Origin of the sequence: Pseudoalteromonas prydzensis (assembly GCF_011050055.1) — a bacterium.
Lineage (GTDB): Bacteria > Pseudomonadota > Gammaproteobacteria > Enterobacterales > Alteromonadaceae > Pseudoalteromonas > Pseudoalteromonas prydzensis_A.
Genome location: NZ_DRGM01000019.1, coordinates 1 through 4154, shown reverse-complemented (window position 1 = coordinate 4154; position 4154 = coordinate 1). Strand labels below are relative to the sequence as shown.

4 protein-coding genes and 1 pseudogene are annotated in these 4154 nt (G+C 40.9%); all 5 read right to left on the bottom strand.

The features are described 5' to 3' along the window. A partial coding sequence (locus ENH88_RS01485; RefSeq protein ID WP_304178725.1) for a DEAD/DEAH box helicase occupies positions 1-1273 on the bottom strand: 1273 nt, incomplete at its 3' end. 90 nt (positions 1274-1363) lie between these two features. After that, positions 1364-2593, bottom strand: coding sequence for a beta-ketoacyl-ACP synthase (locus tag ENH88_RS01480; RefSeq protein WP_304178726.1), 1230 nt, complete (start codon positions 2591-2593; stop codon positions 1364-1366). Next, positions 2593-3318, bottom strand: coding sequence for a 3-oxoacyl-ACP reductase FabG (fabG, locus tag ENH88_RS01475; RefSeq protein ID WP_076924766.1), 726 nt, complete (start codon positions 3316-3318; stop codon positions 2593-2595). Before fabG ends, ENH88_RS01480 begins: the two co-directional genes overlap by 1 nt. Further along, positions 3315-3770, bottom strand: a complete 456-nt coding sequence (locus tag ENH88_RS01470; RefSeq protein ID WP_024606155.1) for a hotdog family protein — start codon at positions 3768-3770, stop codon at positions 3315-3317. Before ENH88_RS01470 ends, fabG begins: the two co-directional genes overlap by 4 nt. After that, positions 3763-4154, bottom strand: a pseudogene (locus ENH88_RS01465) (beta-ketoacyl-[acyl-carrier-protein] synthase II); the annotation flags it as partial. The gene ENH88_RS01470 and the pseudogene ENH88_RS01465, both read right to left, overlap by 8 nt.

Here is a 4154-nt window from a genome sequence, read left to right as displayed (position 1 = left end):
TTAAGCTTTTACGAACGCTTGAAATACGTGAGCGATTTACTGCTCTCGCTTCACCGGTTGCTTGTCCTGATAACTTGTTAGAACGTGTACGGCGTAAATGCGCTGGTTTTTTACCAATTTTATCAATTAGTACTTCACGGTTACTTACTTCATAACCTTCTAAATATACACGTTTGATTTTTTGGCCGATTAGCGTTTCAATTTCAAACAAAGTGTTTTCTTCTTCACGGCTAACAAATGAGATTGCTTGACCTTGGCGACCAGCACGACCTGTACGGCCAATACGGTGAACGTAATCTTCTGCAAGCCATGGTAAATCAATATTAATTACACGAGGTAAGCCATCAATATCAATACCACGAGCAGCGACTTCTGTAGCCACTAATACGCGTACCTTGCCTTCTTTAAATTCACGTAAAGCACGACGACGGTTACCTTGAGATTTATCACCGTGGCAAACGCCTGCCGGGATACCATCAAGATTAAGCTCTTTAACAAGCTCATCAGCTGTTTCTTTCATGTTTACGAAGACAAGCACTTGTTGCCAGTTTTTCTTACCAATCAATTCAGAAAGTAGCTCTTGCTTACGACGTTCTTCAACTGGGTAAACAACATGCTCAACGGTGCTTGCTGTACTGTTAGTTTGATCAACACGCACTATTTCAGCTTGTTTCAATACTTTAGATGCAAATTGTTTAATTGCTGCAGGGAAAGTCGCTGAGAAAAGTAAAATCTGGCGCTCTTCTGCACAGCTTTTAATGACGTTTTGCATATCTTCGATAAAGCCCATATCAAGCATACGGTCAGCTTCATCAAGAACAAGGTGCTTAACACTTGCAAGGCTTAAGTTACCTAAACGAATATGATCAAATAAACGACCCGGTGTTGCAACAACAATATCAACGCCTTCTTTTAAAGCGTTTGCTTGGCCAGCAGTGCTCACACCACCAAATAAACTAACGACTTTAAGTGATGTATGCTTTGCAAAATCTCTAAAGTTATTAGCTATTTGTTCTGCAAGTTCACGCGTTGGTGCAAGTACTAATGCATGAGGTGCATTAGTTGTGCTGAGTTCAGACTCAACCAATTTTTGGATGATAGGTAAAGCAAACGCGGCAGTTTTGCCGGTACCAGTTTGTGCACTGGCTAAAACGTCTTTACCTTTACGAACAGCAGGAATTGCTGCGCGCTGAATGGGCGTAAGGGTGTGATAGTTAAGTTCGTCCAACGCCTGGATGATTTCAGGAGCGAAACTAAAAGATTTAAAATTCATGCTGTATAACCTACGGCCACATTATCAAGGGTCGCAAATTATACAGTAAAAACGAGCTAACAGTTAGTCATAACTTATCTTTTAACGTGTTTAATCTACTTTATAGCGTTTAAATATTAAAGAGGTGTTAATACCACCAAACGCAAAGTTATTACTCATCACGTAATCGGTATTAATCTCACGCCCTTGATGCCTTATGTAATCAAGCTGAGCACATTCGTCATCAACGTTATCTAAATTAATTGTTGGTGCAAACCAGTTATCAGCCATCATATTAATACTTGCCCATGCTTCTATTGCACCACAAGCACCTAATGTATGCCCCAAATAACTTTTTAACGAGCTAATAGGTTTGCTGCCCAATGCTTTAAACGTTGCGTGAGACTCGGCAATATCACCTTTATCTGTTGATGTACCATGCGCATTAACGTAACCAATTTTTTCTGATTCTAGATTGGCATCTTGCAGTGCCATTTCTATCGCTAGTTGCATTGTTTTTGATGTTGGTTGAGTAACGTGCTGCCCATCAGAATTACAACCAAAACCAACCACCTCAGCTAATATTGTTGCTCCGCGCGCTTTTGCATGTTCGTATTCTTCTAAAATAAGTGTACCCGCGCCTTCGCCTATCACTAAGCCATCGCGATTTTTATCAAAAGGTCTTGGTGTTTGTTTTGGTGTTTCATTTTTTGTAGATGTTGCATAAAGCGTATCAAATACTGCAGCCTCTGTGATGCATAATTCCTCTGCTCCACCAGCCACCATTATTTTTTGTCGGCCAAACTTAATCGCTTCATAGGCGAAGCCTATTCCTTGAGATCCCGATGTACAAGCAGAGCTTGTTGTTATAACACGCCCTTTTAAACCAAAAAACACACCAACATTTACAGGGGCAGTATGCGCCATCATTTTAATGTAACTCGTGGCTGTTACACCTGACATCGACCCCGTTTCCATCATATTTGCAAAGGCGAGTAGTGGCTCAGTAGAGCCCGTAGATGAGCCATACGCTATGCCCGTAGAGCCATCTGTTAGACTGTCGTGTTCTAGTAGTTTGGCTTGTTCAAGTGCGCATTCAGTAGCACGAGTTGACATAAGTGACACTCGCCCCATTGAACGGATTTGTTTACGTTTATAATGACTTGGTCGCTCAAAGTGTTTAACTGGCGCGGCTAAACGAGTATTGAGGTCGTCAGCTATATCCCACTCTGGCATAGTAACAACAGCATTTTCGCCTTTAATTAAGGCTTGTTTAAATTCAGACCAATCATCGCCCAATGCAGTGACCACAGACATGCCTGTTACAACAACGCGTTTAATCAAACCATGCCACCATTAACCGAAATCACTTGGCGTGTTATGTAAGCTGCATCATCAGACATTAAAAAAGCGACTGTGCCTGCGACTTCTTTAACGCTCCCCATGCGCTTTAGGGGTATCATTTTCATCATTTCATCAATAGGTAATTCATCAGTCATCGCGGTTTCTATTAAACCAGGTGCCACACAATTAACTGTAATTTTGCGTTTTGCCAATTCTAATGCAAGTGCTTTAGTGGCCCCAATAATACCGGCTTTTGCTGCACTATAATTTACTTGCCCTCGGTTACCTGCAATACCCGATACAGACGACATTGTAATTATGCGCCCACCTTTACGGCTTTGTACCATAGGCATTACAGTTGGGTGTACTACATTATAAAACCCATCAAGGCCTGTACGTATTACACAATCCCAATCTTCCCCTTGCATAGCAGGAAATGCCATATCGTTAGTAATACCTGCATTACACACCACGCCGTAATAAGCGCCATGCTGAGCTATATCTTCTATTATTTGTGTTTTGGCCTGCTCTCTGTCACATACATCAAATTGTAATAAACTGGTGGCTCTACCTAATGCATTAATTTCATCGCATGTTGCTTGAGCTTGCTCAACACCTGCTCTGCAATGTACTGTAATATCAAACCCTTGCTCAGCAAGTTTTAACGCAATAGCTTTACCAATGCCACGGCTTGAACCCGTAACTAAAATTCTTTTTGTCATTGATTTTCTCTTATAAATTCCAACGGGTTTTCAGGCTGAAATACATTAATTTTTGCTTGGCAAAGTAGAGTTTCACACGCGAGTATTTGGCATTCAAATACACTTAAACCTGACTCTTCTTGATATAGCTTTTTCACTTCAATAGTCAACTTACTGCCGTTTTTAAAACCCGGTTGATAAGTTTGATATTTTCGCGTGCCAATCAAAAAACCAATTTTTACAGGTTTATTTTCATCATTCGCCAACGCACCAGCATAAGCGGCAATAGACTGCGCCATATACTCAACACCAATATAGCTAGGTACGCCATTAATCGCAGGACTAAAAAAAGGGCTTTGCTCAGTTATAGTAACACCGCACTGAGCTTCATCTTCGCTGTATGTCAAAAGGCTATCTATTAAAATCATTGGCGCATCATGCGGGACTACTTGCTCTATAAGGTAATTAGTCAACGTTAACTCCCAATATTAAGCTGGCATTATTACCGCCAAACGCAAATGAATTAGATAAACAGTATTTAAGAGCGGGCTTAAACGCTTGTTTTATTATTTTTATATCAGCCAAATCACTGCCTTCTTTAATCACGTTATATGGCAGCATATGTTGGCCGCTGTCTTTTAATAATAACCAACATATACCGGCTTCAATAGCGCCTGCAGCACCAAGGGTATGCCCTGTTAAATGCTTACTAGAGCTAAGCGGGGTATTGTTGCCAAACACGCGATTAATTGCAAGTGCTTCCATTTCGTCATTTTTTACAGTAGCCGTACCGTGAGCGTTAATATAATCAATATCACCACAGGATAACTTTGCACTTTTTAGTGCTTTTTCCATTG

Coding starts and splice junctions, on each gene's coding strand:
- fabG (WP_076924766.1), bottom strand. CDS start 3,318: ATGACAAAAAGAATTTTAGTTACGGGTTCAAGCCGTGGCATTGGTAAA.